The sequence below is a fragment of the Pseudoalteromonas sp. S4741 genome (assembly GCF_005886135.1).
Classification (GTDB): domain Bacteria; phylum Pseudomonadota; class Gammaproteobacteria; order Enterobacterales; family Alteromonadaceae; genus Pseudoalteromonas; species Pseudoalteromonas tetraodonis.
The window spans coordinates 40,965-59,382 of the sequence record NZ_PNCN01000058.1 but is presented as its reverse complement, the minus strand read 5'-3'; the positions used below and the strand labels follow the sequence as shown (position 1 = coordinate 59,382).

At 37.8% G+C, this 18,418-nt stretch carries 15 protein-coding genes and 1 pseudogene; 7 read left to right on the top strand and 9 right to left on the bottom strand.

Annotation, left to right across the window (positions count from 1 at the left end; genetic code table 11):
- Position 1: 1 nt before the first annotated feature.
- Entirely contained in the window at positions 2–400 is a 399-nt protein-coding gene (locus tag CWC30_RS09615; RefSeq protein ID WP_013463074.1) for a hypothetical protein, read from the bottom strand.
- Between the two features lie 67 nt (positions 401–467).
- Positions 468–887 carry a DUF3429 domain-containing protein gene (locus tag CWC30_RS09610; protein WP_016899606.1) on the bottom strand — a complete coding sequence of 140 codons (420 nt, stop codon included), beginning with the start codon at positions 885–887 and terminating at the stop codon, positions 468–470.
- A 297-nt stretch (positions 888–1,184) separates the two neighbouring features.
- Between CWC30_RS09610 and ahpC the strand changes: the two genes are divergently transcribed.
- Both ahpC and ahpF read left to right on the top strand, forming a co-directional pair.
- Positions 1,185–1,754: an alkyl hydroperoxide reductase subunit C gene (gene ahpC, locus CWC30_RS09605; RefSeq protein ID WP_036983829.1), complete on the top strand. Its 570-nt coding sequence runs from the start codon at positions 1,185–1,187 to the stop codon at positions 1,752–1,754.
- Positions 1,755–1,918: 164 nt separating this feature from the next.
- On the top strand, positions 1,919–3,496 hold the full coding sequence (gene ahpF / locus CWC30_RS09600) for an alkyl hydroperoxide reductase subunit F (protein WP_076922006.1): 1,578 nt from the start codon (positions 1,919–1,921) through the stop codon (positions 3,494–3,496).
- Between the two features lie 95 nt (positions 3,497–3,591).
- Here the strand turns inward: ahpF and CWC30_RS09595 are convergent, their stop codons facing one another.
- The 3 genes and pseudogenes from CWC30_RS09595 to CWC30_RS09585 form a co-directional block, all read right to left on the bottom strand.
- Positions 3,592–3,783, bottom strand: coding sequence for a DUF3185 family protein (locus CWC30_RS09595; protein ID WP_138626969.1), 192 nt, complete (start codon positions 3,781–3,783; stop codon positions 3,592–3,594).
- 47 nt (positions 3,784–3,830) lie between these two features.
- On the bottom strand, positions 3,831–5,855 hold the full coding sequence (locus tag CWC30_RS09590; protein WP_138560747.1) for a hybrid sensor histidine kinase/response regulator: 2,025 nt from the start codon (positions 5,853–5,855) through the stop codon (positions 3,831–3,833).
- A gap of 189 nt (positions 5,856–6,044) precedes the next feature.
- Positions 6,045–6,724: pseudogene (locus CWC30_RS09585) on the bottom strand (patatin-like phospholipase family protein); the annotation flags it as partial.
- Between CWC30_RS09585 and CWC30_RS09580 the strand changes: the two are divergent.
- Positions 6,659–6,949, top strand: a complete 291-nt coding sequence (locus tag CWC30_RS09580; RefSeq protein ID WP_138626968.1) for an isochorismatase family protein — start codon at positions 6,659–6,661, stop codon at positions 6,947–6,949. The pseudogene CWC30_RS09585 and the gene CWC30_RS09580 overlap by 66 nt on opposite strands.
- Positions 6,950–7,018: 69 nt before the next feature.
- On the opposite strand, the gene CWC30_RS09575 is transcribed toward CWC30_RS09580, so the two are convergent.
- The 3 genes from CWC30_RS09575 to CWC30_RS09565 form a co-directional block, all read right to left on the bottom strand.
- A complete protein-coding gene (locus CWC30_RS09575) occupies positions 7,019–7,471 on the bottom strand; it encodes an NfeD family protein (RefSeq protein WP_036983833.1) in 453 nt (150 codons plus the stop codon).
- Positions 7,472–7,488: 17 nt separating this feature from the next.
- Positions 7,489–8,442 (bottom strand): SPFH domain-containing protein, encoded by a 954-nt coding sequence (locus CWC30_RS09570; protein WP_138626967.1) that lies wholly within the window; start codon positions 8,440–8,442, stop codon positions 7,489–7,491.
- Between the two features lie 126 nt (positions 8,443–8,568).
- Complete coding sequence (locus CWC30_RS09565; protein ID WP_138626966.1) at positions 8,569–9,993, bottom strand: sensor domain-containing diguanylate cyclase; 1,425 nt, start codon at positions 9,991–9,993, stop codon at positions 8,569–8,571.
- Between the two features lie 223 nt (positions 9,994–10,216).
- On the opposite strand from CWC30_RS09565, the gene CWC30_RS09560 reads away from it, so the two are divergent.
- Positions 10,217–11,110 (top strand): cation diffusion facilitator family transporter, encoded by an 894-nt coding sequence (locus tag CWC30_RS09560; protein WP_036983838.1) that lies wholly within the window; start codon positions 10,217–10,219, stop codon positions 11,108–11,110.
- A 42-nt stretch (positions 11,111–11,152) separates the two neighbouring features.
- Here the strand turns inward: CWC30_RS09560 and CWC30_RS09555 are convergent, their stop codons facing one another.
- Positions 11,153–15,652, bottom strand: a complete 4,500-nt coding sequence (locus CWC30_RS09555; RefSeq protein WP_138626965.1) for an EAL domain-containing protein — start codon at positions 15,650–15,652, stop codon at positions 11,153–11,155.
- A 160-nt stretch (positions 15,653–15,812) separates the two neighbouring features.
- On the opposite strand from CWC30_RS09555, the gene CWC30_RS09550 reads away from it, so the two are divergent.
- Genes CWC30_RS09550 through CWC30_RS09540 form a run of 3 tightly spaced genes read left to right on the top strand, consistent with a single transcriptional unit; the run spans position 15,813 to position 18,398 of the window.
- Complete coding sequence (locus CWC30_RS09550; protein ID WP_036983839.1) at positions 15,813–16,367, top strand: isochorismatase family protein; 555 nt, start codon at positions 15,813–15,815, stop codon at positions 16,365–16,367.
- Between the two features lie 56 nt (positions 16,368–16,423).
- Positions 16,424–17,890, top strand: a complete 1,467-nt coding sequence (locus tag CWC30_RS09545; RefSeq protein ID WP_138626964.1) for a methyl-accepting chemotaxis protein — start codon at positions 16,424–16,426, stop codon at positions 17,888–17,890.
- Positions 17,874–18,398: a DUF6436 domain-containing protein gene (locus CWC30_RS09540; protein WP_013463088.1), complete on the top strand. Its 525-nt coding sequence runs from the start codon at positions 17,874–17,876 to the stop codon at positions 18,396–18,398. Before CWC30_RS09545 ends, CWC30_RS09540 begins: the two co-directional genes overlap by 17 nt.
- Positions 18,399–18,418: the final 20 nt, after the last annotated feature.

Sequence of the window (18,418 nt, the reverse complement as noted above, 5' to 3'; positions counted from 1 at the left end):
ATTATATGTTTTTATTAGTAACAGGCGATGTGTCAGGATGCGGTGTACTAATCAGCTGTTGATGTAACCTATACATAGCTAAACGCGTTTTTAACCCTTCGATGGCAACTTGTTTAAGAATTAAATTAAAGGTAATCAAAATAGCAAACACAATATGAATAGGGCCATGAGTAAAACCGGCTTGAGGGTCGTAAATGGCTAAGCCAAATAAAACAAACAACACCACCATAAATATTTCAATGAGCTGATTTGAATAAAAAGAAAGACGTCCTTCGCTTTTATGATCTTTTTTTATGCTTATGGCACAAAAAAACGGGATCACTTTAATTTTAAAAGCCGCGTTTTTTTCTACAAAATTCTCACCAAGGTCAGTAAGCTGTTGGCGTAATTGGTCTATCATGGTGTGTCCTCTCAATACAGTGCGCGGATGTTACCCTATTACAGACCAATGGTTAAGCCATGGCGTGTTATTTAGGGTAAATACTCATACCAATAATTAAGATATGACACACAAATACCACTGATGTGAGCACAAAACGCATTTTTTGATAATCTTTATGATAACCCTGCCACTGTATTGTGGCCTTTTCAAAAATCAGTACTAACCAAAAACTCGCGCCTAACCACGCAAGCATCCACTCAATCGGTAAGAATGATAAAAACGGAATAGGAATGACCGGTAGCACTGCTTTAATCGCATCGGCAAAGCTTTGTTGGCCTGCATGCCATAAATTACCCGCCATAAACGCTAAAATAGCAATGCTGTAAAAACTAAAAAACTCTAAATTTACACTGTTACTGCCAACCATGAGTGGCCAGCCCACACAGCCTAAAAATGGCAATAAGCCCAAATAGCCAAGTTGAATGTGATTGACGAATTTTTCCATAAACGAAATGCCTTTAAAGGTTGTGTAATGTAAACCACGTTATTGTAGCAAGGATGTGCAGTGTAATCTTATTAAAATCTATATAGCGCAACTGACTATGAGTGGTAGTTGAGTTGTAACTGCTTTAACGCTTAAAAGTAAGCAGTAGATCACTCCTTGGATTTGCAATCTTAAAAATCGATTGTTTTAATCTAAACAATCAATTTTATTTAATTTCTCAATAGCCTTATTGTATTAATCAAGCCAACGCACAAGGCGTTAACTTTTTAAATACACTAAACATAAATGAGGAATACTATGAGCACTTCATTGATTAACACAAAATTACAACCTTTCAATGCAACAGCTTACCACAATGGTGACTTTGTAGAACTCACTGAAAAAGACGTATTAGGTAAGTGGTCTATCTTTTTCTTTTACCCTGCAGATTTCACATTTGTATGCCCAACTGAATTAGGTGACCTTGCAGATCATTACGCACAGTTACAAGAAATGGGCGTTGAAGTTTATTCAGTATCAACTGATACACACTTTACGCACAAAGCATGGCATGACACGTCAGACACCATCGGTAAAATTACTTACCCAATGATTGGTGACCCAACAGGGCGTATTACTCGCAGCTTTGGCGTTATGATTGAAGAAGAAGGCCTTGCACTTCGCGGTACATTTGTAATGAACCCAGAGGGCGAAATCAAAGTTGTTGAAACACATGACTTAGGCATTGGTCGCAGTGCTAAAGAGTTAGTTCGTAAAGTACAAGCAGCGCAATACATTGCAACACATGATGGCGAAGTTTGTCCTGCATCTTGGCAGCCAGGTGAAGACACATTAGCACCTTCACTAGACCTAGTTGGTAAGATTTAAACCTTACCACTAACTAAATTTAGAGTAGAACATGACTCTAAACCCAGTGAGCCTGTATAGGTTCACTGGGCACTCTCCCACGCCATCACACGTTTCTAAAATTTCGCACATGCACTGATGGCATGGGAACCTTGCTGTTTTAATTTTCCTTAAGGGGCTAAGCGATGTTAGACAACAACATAAAGAACCAACTAAAAAGCCATTTTGAATCGCTGACTCAGCCTGTTGAGCTGCTTATCGCCTTGGACGACAGCAAAAAATCAACAGAAGTAGAAAGTTTAGCGAATGATTTAGCGTCACTAAGCGATAAGTTTAGTGTAATAAATAATCCCGATACTAACGCCCGCAGGCCTTCTATGGTGGTGCATTCACCAGAAAAAAATACCCATATTACCTTTGCAGGGGTACCTATGGGACACGAATTTACTAGTTTAGTGTTAGCGCTATTACATACGGGTGGTCACCCTAGTAAAGCAAGTAAAGATGACATTGAACAAATACAAACACTTGAGCAAACACTCAATTTTGAAGTGTACATTAGCTTGAGTTGCCAAACCTGCCCGCAAGTTGTGCAGGCACTCAATACTATGGCAGCAACAAATAGCAATATTAAAGCCACCATGATTGATGGGGCATTATTTCAAGATGAAGTAGAGCAAAGAAACATACTGGCTGTACCCGCTGTATATTTAAATGGTGAACCCTTTAGCCAAGGGGCTATGAGCCTCACTGATATTTTAAATAAAGTGGATAGCAAAGGTGCACAGCGCCAAGCAGCATCACTCAATGAAAAGTCGGTGTTTGATGTACTTGTCGTCGGTGGTGGGCCAGCTGGTGCTTCGGCAGCTATTTATTCAGCACGTAAAGGGCTCAATACTGGGGTTGTAGCAGAGCGATTTGGTGGTCAAGTTGCTGATACATTAGCGATTGAAAATTTTATTTCAATTAAAGCAACGCAAGGGCCAAAAATGGTGGCTCAGTTGGAAGAACACGTTAAAGAATACGATGTTGATGTTATGCACAACCAACGCGCGGCAAACCTGCAAAAAGGCAGTAATGGGTATGATATTACGCTAGAAAATGGCGCTGTGTTAAAGGCAAAATCACTCGTACTAGCAACCGGTGCACGCTGGCGCGAAATGAATGTACCCGGTGAGCAACAGTATAAAGGCCATGGCGTTGCATACTGCCCGCACTGTGATGGGCCTTTATTTAAAGGTAAATCGGTTGCAGTTATTGGAGGTGGTAATTCAGGTATTGAGGCGGCAATTGATTTAGCCAATATAGTTGAACACGTTACTGTACTTGAATTTGCAGATACGTTACGCGCCGATGAGGTACTCATTCGTAAAGCTAATAGCTTAAAAAACATCACTATTATTAAAAATGCCCAAACCACGGAAGTACTTGGTGATGGCAAAAAAGTAACGGGGTTAAGTTATACCGACCGCCTTAGCGGCGAGAGTAGGCAGTTGAACTTAGCCGGTATATTTGTACAAATTGGTTTAATACCTAATACCGAATGGTTGAAAGACAGCGACCTTGAACTGAGCCAATTTGGTGAAATACTCATTGATGCCAAAGGCGCAACATCGTTACAAGGCGTTTATGCTGCAGGTGATGCAACCACTACGCCATTTAAGCAAATTATTATTGCGATGGGGGCGGGCGCAACAGCAAGCCTGGGTGCGTTTGACTATTTAATTCGTCAAACGCCCGATGCAGAGCAAAGCGCTGCTTAATAGTGTTTTAGCTTAAAGTCTCTTGATATAACAGCTCTCACCCATAGCTGTTTGTTCACCCAAGCCGCCCTCTCCAAAGGCGGCTTTTTTGAGCGCTATTTAAGTCGGGTAATACCCACTAAAATACACACTGCCCCGCCAATAAAGCCTAGCCATGCTTCTATAGGGGTTTCGCCATTTAATGCGCGGGTAACTTGTGAAGATGCAGAATCGTAAACATCATAACCCCACATACCAAGCGCTACGCCAATAACAATAAGTGCAATACCAATGATTTTATTTGTCATAATGATCCTTTGTTTTTTGTGCAAGTTAATCTGAGCGACATTTGTTGTTATGGTGTGGCTACGCCCAGTCTTTTTAGTGTATTTGTAATTGCTTCTTCTATCGCTGGAAGCTTAAACGGTTTGGCTATAAACATGTCCATGCCCGCTTGCTGGCAGTTTAGTTTATCTTGTGAGGAAGCATTAGCAGTTAACGCCACAATATAGGTTTGTTGCGGGTCACAAATACCTTGTGCTTTTAGTTGCCTAGTGGCCTCGAAACCATCCATGATAGGCATGATGCAGTCCATAAAAATAAGGTCAAAATGCTTTTGCTTGCATTTTAACAAGGCATCTTGGCCGTCTATAGCAAAGTCTGATTTTATATTAAACTTATCCAGTGCCGCTTCTAATACCAGGCGATTTATTTCGTTATCATCAACTACCAGAACAGATAACTTATTACTGTGATTATTAATAGATTTAAGGCTAGGTGTTTGTTTTTGTTGTTTACCAAGTTCAATCGGGATAGTTAAGGTAAAACATGTGCCCACGTTAATCTCACTGGTTACCTCAATTTTGCCATTCATAAAACCAACGAGCTCTTTAACAATGGCTAAGCCTAACCCAGTGCCATCTTTATTGTTGTTAGCATCAACCTCTTGGGTAAAAGGCTTAAATAATGAGTTTAAATACGCTTTACTCATGCCGCGACCTGTGTCGGTTATTTTAATGGTAAGTAAAGGGGACTTTGTATCTAATGTTAACTGCGATTCAAGAGAAACAGATCCATGCTCTGTAAATTTTAGCGCGTTACTCAGTAAATTAGATACAATTTGGCTTAATCGAGAGGTGTCGCAGTATACCCAAACATCATTAGGAATGTTGTTTGTGGCTAGTAGTTCAATGTTTTTATTACTAAACAATACCGAATATAAAGAAACCAAATCGGTAAATACCGTTTTAAGTAGAGAGTGGTGAGGCTCCAGTTTTAACTCACCATGATTTATTTTTGAAAAATCGAGTACTTCATTAATAATACTTAATAAAATGTCAGCACTTCGAAGGGCTACTTTTATTTTTTCTGCTCGCTTGTCATAATCGTGTTCATCAATGAGAGTCGCTAACATTCCCGTAATACCATTAAGCGGGGTTCTAAGCTCATGACTAATTTTGGCAAACAGCATACTTCGGTCTTGGAGAAGTTGTTCTGCAAGTGCTTTTTTTTGTTTTAACTCTTCGCGTAACTTAACGGCTTCAGTTATATCTTGAAAAGTACCAAATAATCGCACACATTTGCCGTTGTTAAACTCGGCCTCACCAAAAGTCGACACCCAAATGTTTTGCTGCTTTGCGGTAACTATTTCCAGCTCTAAATGCCATTTTTCACCCTTAGATACCGCATTTTCTACCGCTTTATTAATACTATCTCGACTTTTACCCGCTTTATAAAATTCAATGGCTGTTTCCATGTTTGGAGTATAGCCTTCTTCGGCTTGATGAATACGTCGAGTTTGCTGGCTCCAAAAAATGCTATTGTCTATTAGGTCGACTTCCCATGTGCCTATATTTGCAACGCTTTCAAGTTTCAATAAGGTGTCACTATTTTTAGTGAGATTAACTTTATCCTGATTGCGCGCAAATTCTGAGCCCAACCACTGAGCCAATAATTCAATATAATCATAAGCTTCATCGCTAAAAGGGGCGCATTCTTGAGCTGATGAAAAGTTAACAGTTCCAAATACATCTGTACCTATTCGTATAGGCGCTCCAATATACGCCTCCAATTGGAAATTAATATAGCAAGGATGATTTGCAATACTACTTTGCGACGCATTATGAAATGCCAGTGCAGAGTTGGCCAACAAAGTATGTGTACAATAGGTGCCGTTTAACTCAAACTCAGTACCAATAGCAAGAGAATTGTCAGGGGTAATAGCATGTAAAACAGTGTAAGAATTATTTTTTACGCGGCTGATAATAGCCAAATCGAGCTGAAAAACATCGAGCCCAAAAGCAAGTAAGTCTGCAATTTTTTGATCAAAGCTAAGCTGTTGATCAGAGACTATATTATGAAAGCATCGAAGAAAATTCACAAAAAACCTTATTTTATTTAGTATGTACACAAGAACACGAGCAAACACTACACCTAAACATAATCTATTTTTTGACAATAAGCCATTATCACATAACTCCTTATTACATTAACTCGCGGGTTTAAAAATTAATAGCTTGAATTAGATGTAAATGCAATTTTGACTTCGAGCAATCTGTTTGTAATGGTTTTATCGCTCATAACCATTGCTACCAAATCTAGGGTTATCCAAGTAACTTATAGCTTCACTTATGCCCATTTGATAGCCTGAATTGAGTATAGCTCGATTTTTGGTGGTGCGGCCGACTTTAAACCCTGTTGGTGGTGCAATAATATTTATTTTGCAATCTGACGGAGCATGGTGCAAAAAATCAATACTGTCATTATAATTTATAGAACGCTGTATGGCGGCCTCTGCAAGCGCTGGGCTCTGTTTATAGAGTTGTTTAGTTAACCACGGTACTTTGTTGTCTTTTTTACGATAGCCTAAAGGTTGGGAAAGGATAACTGTTATTTCTGATGCACCCATTTCATAGGCTTTTTTTACCGGAATAGAATCGGCAACGCCACCATCGGTCATGGCGATCCCGTTTATTGTTGGGTAATCCCGATAAGCGATTGGGATGGCGCAAGAGGCTTTTAATTGCTCAACCATTTCATTGCCCGTTGCTTGCAAATAGTGAGCTTTACCTGAATCTATTCCCGTTGCAACAATATAAAATCGTAAAGAGATTGCGAGAATTCGTCGGTATTCAAGGGGATTTCACGAACTGTTTCTTGCCACAGCCAATCTAAATCAAATAGATGGCCGCCTTTGATAAAACGTGCGAGATTGATAAATTCTGGCCTGCAGGAGTAATCGGTAATAATAAATTGATCATTGTTGGGTTTATGACCCACATGTGTGTGACATTTACAGCGCAAGGTGCATTTTTAAGAGGTAACCACGAAACGGTAGTCGCTGACGCGTGCGCTTCAAGACCATTACAAACTTCAGTAAGTGATGTGTTGGCATCTGATCTACATAAAAGTGCTTTAGCAACCATTAATGACTTATATGGCGTGGTTATCCTAAGTGCTGATGACTTAAGCTAACAAATAAAAAATTTTAAGGGCAGTAATAGTGATATTACAGCCCTTAAAATCTAATGTGATTCTAGTTGGCTAAATGGCTTCAACCCACATAGTGCCTACTTCTTTTTTTACGACCTTAACATGTGTACCTGCAGAAAGTGGCTGTTTACTTTTTAACTTCCAACTAATTCCAGAGTAAAGATGCATTGTGAGACCGTTTTCATCAACATCGTCAGCTAAAACAAAATCAAGCTCAGCAAAGTCGCTTTGTACACCTTTTTTGTCCACATTGTTTTGCATACGCTTTAATGGTTTCCATAAAAATAGCGCAAACCCAGCTGTAATAAGTGTGTTACTCCACAATGCGGTAGTTAAAGAGTCATCTAACAAGTTAAAGTTCATCATTAAACCGCTAGTAAACAAAGACATACCTAAAAATAATAATATAAAGGTAGACATACCTAACACAGCCACTTCGATAATGAGCGCAAGCACACCTAAAATCATCAGTGCTTCAGGTAAGTTGTTAGTAATAAGCGTCATTATTTATCCTCAACAGATTAAGGTTTTTGCTTTTGATTTAGTGAGTTAATAATTGACATGCCTTGTGCAACTAATGAGCTTGCATCAGTGGCGCTATCGGGTAATAAAACAACAGACGATTCTTTCGCAATAGCTTCTTTAGCGGCAATGGCTTTGGTTGCTAAATCGAGTTGAATCGCTTTTTGGCCTTGCTCAGTATCTGCAGCTTCACCTACTTTACGCAGCGCATCAGCTTGCGCCTCTGCAACAGCAATAATAGCTTTAGCTTCACCCTCTGCGCGCAAGATTTGTTCAGCTTTTTCACCTTCAGCACCTAAAACTTGAGCCTGTTTTTTACCCTCGGCAACATTGATGTTTGCTTGACGATCACCCTCTGATTCTAAAATTTGCGCACGTTTAACACGTTCGGCTTTCATTTGCGCTTCCATCGCTTCCATCACGGATTGTGGTGGTACAATGTCTTTTATTTCGTAACGTAAAACCTGGATACCCCAGGGCTCAGCTGCTTGGTTGATAGAGGTTACGATATTAGTATTGAGGACATCACGTTCTTCAAAGGTTTTATCAAGCTCCATTTTACCCAGTTCAGAACGCATGGTGGTTTGTGCTAGCTGCGTTACTGCAAATACGTAATCGTCAACCCCATAAGTGGCTTTGTATGGGTCAAGCACACGAAAGTACAGTACACCATCAACAGATAACGAAATATTGTCTTTGGTAATAGCTGACTGTGAGGGGACATCTTGGGCTTGCTCTTTTAAGCTACGGTCGGCAGCAATGCGATCAATAAAGGGAACAATAAAATTTAAGCCCGCTTCTTTGGTTGATTGGTATTTACCAAAACGCTCAATCAGCCATGCACGGTTTTGTGGTACAAATTTAACGCTACTCTTTAGCAGCACTAAAACAAAAATCAGTAAAAACGCTTCAACAGTAAAAACAATATTTATAATTTCTGCGATGGGATCCATAGGGTTTTTCCTTGTTAATTACGTTCAGTTCAAAAACTGCACGATGCTTATAATTTCAACAAGCTACAGATTATCATTAGTTTTTAATTTGTACTATAAAAACAGCAGGTAGGTTTTATAGATAGATTATTCAAAAATACATATTTGATTTCTGCCAGCTTTCTTTGCTTTATATAAAGCGATGTCAGCGCTTTTTATTAAGCTTTCTGTGTGTGTATCTGCATTTGGATAACTACAAAAGCAACCAAAGCTAAGTGTTATGTAAGGGGCAATAGGAGAGAACTCATGCGTAATATTAAGTGCTTTTATTTTTTGCTCAATTAACAAAGCAAATTTATGGCATTGCTCTATATTTGTAGCAGGTAAAATGATTGCGAATTCTTCACCGCCATAGCGAGCTGCTATGTCACCCTCACGCTTACATAAACTTTTTAAAGCACGAGCAACGTGTTTTAACGTTTCATCGCCTTTGTGGTGGCCATAATTGTCGTTATAGCGCTTAAAAAAGTCGATATCACACATAATTAAACTAATTGGTTGGTGTTGTCTTGCAGAGCGTTTAATTTCGCTCTTTAGGGAAGTATCAAAAAAACGACGATTAGCAATATTAGTTAGCGCATCGGTATTCGCTAATTTATTGAGCTTTATATTGGCGTTAATTAATTGCTGTTGGGTTAACTGTAGCTTTTTTTTATAGTTAATATTTTTAAGTGCATTATTAATGATTTCGCCTACGAGCTTTATTCTAATTAAATCTACTTTGCTCCAATAACGTTTTGTTTTAACACAATCACAACCAATAAAGCCTACTAGCTCTTCATCAAAACGTAGGCCTATGCACAAAACAGATTGAATATTTTGCTCTTTAAATTCAGCTTTTTCAGCGTCGGCTTTTGTTGGTAGTTGTTCAATATCATTGACTTGAAATAGATGGCTCTCATTCATTATTTCAAAAAAGTAGGGTAGCTCAACTTTGGGTACATTTTGTAGTCTGTCTTTGCAAGCGATAATGCCCGTATTGACCCATTCGTGAGTATTGGTGATAGTTTCGTTGTCGGTGTTGAATTCAAATAAATAACTGCGGTCTGCCTTCAAAACAGTGCCAATGGCTTTAAGGGCAAAGTTAATTTGCTGGTCTATATTGTCATTTTGTATATCAATGAGTTTGGTAGAAATTTTAGAGATAATTTGATCAAAGTTATATTGTTCTGTAAGTGTACGATCTTGCTCTAAAGTGATCATAGACACAGAGTCATTAACTATTGAGTGGTTAACATTTAAAAGCTGCGGCGAAAATTCACACTCTAATAAAACAGCTGTGATATTTGATGAAAATAATTGCTCAATGGTTATCACCGTATCATCATTAAAGTCGCGAAGCGTAATATTGTTAAAAACATCGCTGCTAAGCGCGTCGTCACTATTTATGTTAAGTAACGTTTTGGCATGTTGGTTTAAGATGTAATTATGTGTTTTATTGTCATAAACAATCACCGCTAAATTAATTAGATTAAAAATCTGCCAAATTGTATTGTTTGAGTCATGGCTCACTGGTTTCTCCGCATTAAAATATGAAAACTACCCATATTTATGAATTAATTATTATTTTTGTATCCGCTTAGTTACTTTTAGTACAGTTTTTTGTATTTTACTAAGTTTTTAGTGCGTTTATTTGGCCTACGTATTACAATTGTGACTGTATATCATTACGTATTTCCCAATTTGCTTTATTTCATAAGCTTACTTTATTTTTAGTGAAGGTCTATTATATTTCATGACAGAAATAACCACACATCACGCTTCTCGTCGCCGTTTGTTAATTGCACTTGCAATTACCTGCTCATTTATGGTGATTCAATTAGTGGGTGCGTATTACGCAAACTCACTTGCAGTACTTGCTGATGCAGGGCATTTGTTTGTTCATAATAGCTCTTTGTTCATTGCTCTCATTGCGTCTAGCTTTGCTATTCATTTAGCTAAAACCTATAACGATGGCCATCAAAAAGCTGAGCTAATAGGGGGGTTGATCAACGGCGTTTTATACCTAGCCATTAGTTCACTTATTTTATATGAGGGCACTGAGCGCTTTATGCATCATAAAGGGGGACATGAGCTGGTTATTAATAGTTACTTAATGTCGGTAATTGCTGCTATTGGTTTTTTATTTCATGGCGCAGCGGCATGGGTGCTTTATAAAGGCCGTAAGGCGAGCATTAATGTGTATGCCGTGTTTTTACACTCGTTTTTTGATTTAATATCAACGGTTTCTACTTTTGCTGCTGGTGTACTTATATACTTAACAGGCTGGAATGTAATTGATATTTTATCGAGCATGTTAATTGCGTCTTTTGTCTTGTTTACCGGTATTAAGGTCATTGTTAGCTGTATCAAAGGGCTGCGTTCAAATAAAGCTAAGTTACCTAAAGTGGCCGATATTGAAACAGAAATAGCCACCATGGAACATGTTGAAAATGTGCACAATGTGACTGTTGTTCGTAAAAATAAAAAGGTGATAGTGGGGGCTCATGTGGTGTTAAAGCAACATTGCACTATAGAAAAGCATGATGAAGAGTGCCGCTTAAAGGTAATTAAACTGCTTGCAGATAAATTTAATGTGCGCAACAGCGTATTACAAATAGAAAGCTACGAATGCAAGCACATACACTAATGCGTTAAACCTAAAAGCGACTTAACTAAGTCGCTTTTAGTTTCATATCAAATCAATAATTTTTTCGAAGCACTCCGGGCTCATTAAATCGTTAGCACTCATAGGACGAGCGAAGTAGTATCCCTGTAGCTTATGACAACCTATATTTTTTAAAAACTCTAGCTGCTCCCGCGTCTCTACCCCTTCTGCAATACAATATAACTCTAAGTTTTCAGCGAGTGAGTAAATCGTTTTAATAATAGATTCATCCCCTTTATCAATACCAATACTATTAACAAAGCTTTGATCTATTTTTATCACATTAATTGGAAATTGACTCAAATAAGTTAACGATGAATAGCCAGTGCCAAAATCATCAAGAAACAGTTTGAACCCAGCAGCCTGTAAGCTTTTTAGTTGCTTAGCCGCTTTGTATTTATCTTCTAATAGCGTGTTTTCTGTAATTTCTAAACGAAGTTGTTGTGGTTTTATCTGTGCTTTTTCTAGTATGGAGCTGAGCTGCTGCGTTATGTTGGCCTTTAAAATATGTTTTGGAGACAAATTTAACGATATGTAAAACAACGGGTTAATGTTCAAAAGTGGAGCAAGCTCAGTAATTGCACGCTGTAAAGCTTGCTCAGTTAACATATCAATTATGCCAGTCTCTTCAGCAATAGGGATAAATAAAGCGGGAGAAACCGGTTTGCCTTGGTTTTCCCAGCGCATGAGTAATTCAACCCCACTTATTGTTTTATCTAGTGTATTAACAATAGGTTGATAGTGATTAAAAAACAGATTATCCCTAGCAGCATCTTTTAAGTCGTTTTCAAGAATAAGCTTTTGTTTAATTTGCTCATTCATTTTTTCATTAAAAAATTGAAATCCATTTCTGCCTGCTTGTTTAGCATGCATCATGGCAATATCTGCGTTACGTATGAGGGCATCGGTCGATGTTGCATCGTATGGGTACAATGCAATACCAATACTGGCTGATATATTAATAGCGAAGTCTTCAATAATAACCTTGTTAGCCAGCTCTTTGCTCATTTCGTTGAGGGTGTGTTGTAAAGAGGCCATTGAGGTAACGTTTTCAACTAACACTAAAAATTCATCACCACTTTGGCGGCCAAGTGTAGCGTCATCACCTAAGTATTGGCTCACTCGCTCGGTAATATTGCACAATAGTTTGTCACCCACTGCATGGCCAAAAGAGTCATTGACGGGTTTAAATTTATCTAAATCTATAAATATAACAGCGCATTGCGAATCGTCTTTAGCGGCGCTTGTAATGGCATTTTCGATTTTTTGATTCATTAAACTACGATTAGGTAAGCCCGTTAACGCATCGTAATTAGCAAGGTAGCGTAACTCATTTTCAGCGCGTTTCTGCTCTGTTAAATCGGTAATAACAATAACATAATAACTGACTTTATCTTTTTTATTAGCAACGGCTGTGGCACTTAAATGAATAGGGTGTTTTTCAGCTTTTGTGGTCTTTACATAAGCATTTGTTTGCCAGTTTTCTTTTGGTTTAAGTGCTTTTAAAATTGTTGCAAACTCTCTACACTTAGCTTGACCAATGGCATTAATAAATAATTTTGAGGTAATAATCCCCTCTCTGCCTTCATCAGAAAACACATCCATAAAGCTGTTATTGGCTGAAAATGGCACAAGGTCTTCATCTAAAATTAGTAAAAAGTCATTTATTTGACTAAATGCTTCGCCTAATATTTTGGCTTGTTGTTCGTTTGCCAGCTGCTCGGTAATATTAGTAAAAATACCCGACACATAAAGAGGCTCTTTAGTGTCTTCATTATGAATAGTTTGCCCCAAATCATGAAACCATAACCAGTGCCCATCCTTGTGCCGTAAACGATAAGTAGCTTGCCAGTGTTTTTGCTTTGTTTGGTTTGTAAAAGTATTCCATTTACTTTGTAGCCTGCGACGCTCATCAGGATGCATAATATTAAAAAAACTACTTATATCGATGCGTTCAGGTAAGTTCTCGTAGCCAAGCTCTGCGCATCTATCTGTATTTACGGAGTTATCTGCAAAGCTATAGTTCCATACACCGCTTTTATTACTTTTTAGTGCCAGCTCAGTTTGTGTTTTAGAGTGCACAGCGGCGCGGTGAGCTTGTTCAATTGCAATTTTACGGCTTCGGTATTGCCAGAAAAATAAAAACAAAATAACAACAATAGCAATAAAATATAAAGTATATGCAATAGGAGACTGCCAAGGGGCGTAAGCTACACTAAATTTTAACTGAATGGGGTCACTTGTGATCACTCCATTTCGCTGTTGAGTAGACACAGACAAAATATAATCACCAGGTTGTAATTTAGTAAAAAACACCTGGTTAGATTTTAAATCGTTGTAGCTCAAAGATGAAGGGCCTGTAAGCTCAACTTTGTAGTAGGTTTTATTAATATTTTTATAGTCAAAATTTGAAAACCGAACCGTTAAGCCCATATCGTCGTGCTTAAGCATTAATGGATCAGTGCTGTATTTTGAAGGGGAGTAATTAAGGGCTTGTGAAAACAAACTAATATTAGTAATTGCTAAGTTATTATTGATTTTTCGCTGTTCATTATCAAACTGTTCTGGGTCAAACATTAGCACGCCGCTACGGTTACCAAACGCTAACTCGTTGTTGTGTAACCTTAATGCTGCTAGTGCTGTAAATTGATTGTTACTTAAGCCATCTTTTATTGTGTACGTGGTGATGTTAAGCGTATCTAAATTAAGTTGATAAAGACCGTTATCAGTACTTATCCATAAAAAGTCTTTATTATCTGCAATAAGTTTAAAAATAGAGTTAGTATTTAATGAGTTGTGTTTATCAAATACATGCACTTGCTGATATGTTTTAGCGTTTACTGCAATTAAGCCTTCTTGGGTGGTGGCTAACCACAGCAGCTCTCGCTGAGCATCGTAATAATAATTCTCTACTGTATTGTAAAGATTGTTTTTTGCTGTTTTAGATTTAAAAATAGTAATTAAAGTCGCTGTTTCTTCGTTGTATCGATAAAGCGTGTCAGAGGTACTTAACAGTAATTCGCCAGGGAAAGCCTCAGAGGGGGTATGAAACGTATATGCAAGTATGGGCAATACCTGATCTTTTAGTCCATTAATAACTCGGTTTTCGCCTGTGTTACCATTAAATATATAAAAGTTATCATTGTTTATATAAGCAAAAGTATCGGGTGCAACTTGTGCAATGCCGAACGTATAGTTGGTATTTAACTTGTACTGAGTAATGTATTTGTTTTTTTCAAATGTTGTTGTTTCTTTATTAAAGAGATCGAGCCCGGAAAAAGTTGCTAGCCATAGGTAGTTATCGCCTTTGCCATATGCAGGGAAAATATCACCTATAGCCGATAGGCCATAAACCGCTTTGCTATCTTTAGATTGTAGATATAAGTCACTCTTTTGGGTTTCTAAGTTATACTGAACAAGCCCATCGTCAGTGCCTATCCACAGTAATTTACTATTATCTTGGTAAATAGTGTTTACAATATTATTTTCAGGTAAGGTTATTTTTTTAAACTTTTTTGTTTGTGCTGCCCAAGTAAATATTCCATGTGTTCTAGAGCCTAACCAAAGTAAGCCTGATTCATCAAACATAATATCGTTTATCGTGTTCTCTGTTACGTTGTAGTTACTATCTTTGAAGTTTAAAATAGGGCTAATGCTTGTGTTTTTTCTATCGAATTCAAATAACCCACTTTCTGTGGCAATAAACTCACCATACGGTGTGTTTATATAATCCCAAATATTATAGTCACTTATCAAAGTTGTTAATGCTGAAGGGTTTATATTTTTAATTTCATCAAAAGCAATCCGATACATTCCTTCAACCGTACCAATTAGCAAACCGAGCTCATCATCTATGGATAAAAATTTAACATTGTTGCTATCGTTTGTAACTTCTTGAATGTCGTTAAGTGTTATTTGTTGTAGGTCGTTATTGGCAAAGTTATAAACATATAGCCCCTGATCGGCACCAATATACAATGTGTTTTGGTATAATGATAATGCTCTAATAAACATATTTTCATCGGGCAAAGATGAGATGAGTGTTAGATCTTTTGATGTTTTACCATATCGGTAGATGTGCGAATCAATAGAAAAATAAAAATGCGCCGGTTGTTCAGCAACAGCCTCAACAGGAAAGAACTTTTCTTGATTTTGGTTTAAGTGCCCTGAATATATTAGCTCTGCTTGCAAGGTATTAGGGTTAATCAAATAACTTCCTGCAAGTTGAGTATTAACCAGAATTTGGCCGTCAATTGCTTTATAAATACTATTAATGTAGTTATTTTTTAAACCCAATTCGCTCTCGTAAGGCGTGACTTGGTATCCGTCGAATCGGTATAAACCTTCAGTTGTAGCAATCCATACATAGCCGATGTCATCTTGGAGTGATTTCACTATAAAGCTTTGCGACAATTGTTCGTTGTTAGTGATACGTTGTAATTGTTCTGAATAAGTTTGTGAAGCAAAGCTATGCTGCGAGCAAACAAATAAAAACATATAAACAATAAAGAAAAACTTACTCAAAAGCACTTACCCTTACAACGAACAAGGTTGGTATTAAATATTGGCGTAATATAACTTGAGTTTAATTCAAACATTACAAAAAAGCATTAAGTGTAAACTGTTTGTTATGTTTTTGTTGGTGTGTTACAAGGTTAATTTGATTATAACGTAAGGACATAGTATGAATTACGCAGGAAATATTAAAGCAGAGCACAGTTTACTTTTAGTTATCGACTTACAAAGTAAGTTAGCACCAGCGATTGCTTCGTTTAACGACACGCTAGATTGTGCTCTGCAGTTAGCAAAAGCAAGTGCTATTCATCAAATTCCTTCAATAATTACAGAACATTATAAAAAAGGACTAGGTGAAAGTGATGAGAAAATAAAATCTGCGTTACCTAATGCACACTATTTTGAAAAAATTAACTTTAGTGCCTGTGTGCAAGAGGGGTTTTTAGATACTCTTGCGCAGTTAAAGCGTCCGCACATAGTTGTTATTGGCACTGAAGCGCACGTTTGTGTGTTACAAACATGCTTAGATTTATTGCAGCAGGGTTATGCGGTCACTGTGGCAGCTGATGCAGTAGCATCAAGAAACACAGAGCACAAAGCTATTGCACTAGAACAGCTTCGTCAAGCCGGTGCTATAGTGTCTTGCGTAGAGACCATCATATTTCAATGGACAACAAAAGCAGGGACGTCTACCTTTAAACAAATACTACCAATTGTTAAGTAGCGCATTAAAAACGGTTTTAAATCAAATGATTTGTACACAATTAATTTAAGGTTTTTATGTCTAGTGTAAGTCGGTTATTTACAATTATTTTTAGTCTTTTGTTTATTGAGTCTATAGGTATTGGTCTTTATTTTGGCACCCTGACAGAAGCATTTCTTGTCGGCTTACCGTTATGTTTGCTCCCCATTTGGCTTTTAAAAACCCAACCTGATAGCAAAATGACCCCGCATGTTGTTGCGGCTGCAATTATGATGTTTTCATTTTTACATATTCAACAAGCCTATGGCCTTATTGAAGTGCATTTCGAAATATTCATTTTCTTAGCCATGCTAATAATGTTCATACAGTGGCGAGTGTTTATTACCGCTATTGTGTTTGTAGCTATACACCATTTATCTTTTTACTACCTGCAAACACAAAATACTGGTTTTTACGTATTTGATCCAGACCGACTCGCTTTTTCAACTGTGCTTATTCACGCAGCGTATGCCATTGTGGAAGCGCTTGTGGCCGGTTTTATTGCTAAAACACTGCAGCTTGAACGCCGTGCGGGTTTATCGTTAAGCTATGCCACAGAGCAAATAATGCAAGATCCAAATCAAGTTAAGCTTTCTATGCGAGCAGATGACACAACAAGCAAAGCGGTAGTTGGTTTTAATACTTTACTTGGGTACTTATCAGATGTGATTAAGCAAGTTCAAGTACAGTCTGACTCTTTAAAAAATAACTCTAAAGAACTTATTCATGTTCATGATGAGTTAGCCAATAGCGCGCAGCAACGAAACGCGCAAACAGATGATATTGCTAATTCAGGCTCACAAGTTGCGCATGGTTTTAAGTTAGTTGAACAAGAAAGCGATACTTTAAAACAACAAGTTAATAGTATTACTGAATCAGCCAATGTTGCGCTGGAAGAAGTATCACAAACCGACAGAAAAAGCACCGAGCTACTCACCTTGTTAACAAATACTGAAGAGCAGTTAAGCCATTTAGTGGCCGCTGGCGATGTTATTACTAGCTTACTCAATGAGATTTCAGGCATAGCCGACCAAACTAATTTATTAGCCCTTAATGCTGCAATAGAGGCCGCACGAGCGGGGGAGCATGGCAGAGGGTTTGCTGTTGTTGCCGATGAAGTACGCTCGCTTGCAAATAGCAGCCAAGCAACAACAACCAAAATAGCGTCTACGCTTACTGATCTGGTAAATAATAGTCGCACGTCAACTCAATCTATGAATCAATGTGTAGAATTTGTGGTTGATTTAACAAAAATAAGCGCAACGATGAAAGAAAAAATTTCGTCAATGAGTGATCAAATTCAAGCGGTATCTGCCAGTACTAACTCAGTCGCTCAAGTGGTTGCCGAGCAGGCTGGAAATACAGAGCAAATAGCAATGAGTACAGATCAAATGCGCCAAAATCAGTATCAAGAGACTAAAATAGTTGAGCAGTTAACGGCTAAAGTACAGCTGATAGACGTAAGTATTGATGTATTAGAGCAAAGTATTGCAAAATTTAAGTAAGTCTCGTTATTTCACCATTAGCTTAATTTGTATATGGCTTGCTTTTGTTGTGTCGGCACTTGTTTACTTTCAGCTAGGGCAGCTAAAGCCCTTTGATGAGGGTAATATGCTTAAACAACAAAACTGGTTTTCGCAATTTAAAAACCAAGTACTGTGGCAAAACAAAGACAGTGCTCAACTTGTGATTATTACGCAAGAAAATTGCGGCTGTACAATTCAAGCACAGCCTCATTTATCAGCCCTGCAACGCTTTGCTACAAACCAAGGCGTTGAAGTGCAAAATTTTGTATTAAATAATGAGTTAAAGTCAGTGATCCCTGCCACACCTGCCGCCGTTTTAATTGATAAAAATGGTGAGTTTGTTTATGCAGGGCCTTTATCTGAAGGGCTGGCATGCTCTCAAGGTAGTGGCTTTGTGGAAACCGTTATTAGTAATTTACAGGCCGGATTTAACTCATCATTATTAATAGCGGATACAAAAGGCTGCTATTGTGTAAATAACGCCTAAATCATATACCCTTACATAAA